Here is a 1,267-nt window from a genome sequence, read left to right on the forward strand (position 1 = left end):
GCTGATTCCATAGCTTCGGTAAACAGTTTATGCCCGAGTATTATCCACGCCACATTCCTCGACTAGTGAGCTGTTACGCACTCTTTAAATGAATGGCTGCTTCCAAGCCAACATCCTAGCTGTCTATGCAATCTGACTTCGTTTATTCAACTTAACTGTTATTTCGGGACCTTAGCTGATGGTCTGGATTATTCTCCTCTCGGATGTGGACCTTAGCACCCACACCCTCACTCCTTATTTTAAACTAGTACGCATTCGGAGTTTATCTGGACTTGATAGGCGGCGAAGCCCTCGCATCCAATCAGTCGCTCTACCTCATACTAGTAATAATAAAGGCTGCACCTAAATGCATTTCGGGGAGTACGAGCTATCTCCAAGTTTGATTAGCCTTTCACCCCTACCCTCACTTCATTCGAAAGCTTTTCAACGCTTAACGATTCGGTCCTCCAATTAGTTTTACCTAACCTTCAACCTGAACAAGGGTAGATCACTTGGTTTCGCGTCTACTCCATCCGACTAAAACGCCCTGTTAAGACTCGCTTTCGCTTCGGCTCCGGCACTGAATGCCTTAACCTTGCCGGATAAAGTAACTCGTAGGTTCATTATGCAAAAGGCACGCCGTCACACTATGAAAGTGCTCCGACCGCTTGTAAGCAGACGGTTTCAGGAACTATTTCACTCCTCTATTCGAGGTGCTTTTCACCTTTCCCTCACGGTACTGGTTCACTATCGGTCTCTCGGGAGTATTTAGCCTTACGGGATGGGCCCCGCTAATTCACACAGGATTTCTCGTGTCCCGCGCTACTCAGGATACCACTAGGCCAATCAATCGATTCGTATACGGGGCTGTCACCCAATATCGCTGAACGTTCCAGTTCATTCTACTTCAATTAAATTGTACCACAACGTGGTCCTACAACCCCTATTATGCCTAAACAGAATAGGTTTGGGCTGTTCCGCGTTCGCTCGCCACTACTTGCGGAATCACTCTTGTTTTCTTCTCCTATGGGTACTTAGATGTTTCAGTTCCCCACGTTCGCCCCTCATTACGAGGTGTCAGGCCTTCAACCTGACGGGTTGCCCCATTCGGATATTCCGGTATCAAAGGTTATTTGCACCTAAACCGGACTTTTCGCAGCTTATCACGTCCTTCATCGCCTCCGAGAGCCTAGGCATCCACCGTCTGCCCTTACTTACTTTCTTATCAACTTAACACTAATTCTATCCGTTTTTACAAACCAATAAAACAGCTGCTGATGTATACTTT

The 1,267-nt window shown here is 46.7% G+C and carries 1 rRNA gene (running past one end of the window); it reads right to left on the bottom strand.

Annotation, left to right across the window (positions count from 1 at the left end):
* Positions 1-1,203: ribosomal RNA gene (locus B9Y81_RS00475) — 23S ribosomal RNA — on the bottom strand; it reaches 1,679 nt to the left of the window's first position.
* Positions 1,204-1,267 lie beyond the last annotated feature (64 nt).

The organism is Massilibacteroides vaginae, from assembly GCF_900178525.1.
Classification (GTDB): Bacteria; Bacteroidota; Bacteroidia; order Bacteroidales; family Tannerellaceae; genus Massilibacteroides; species Massilibacteroides vaginae.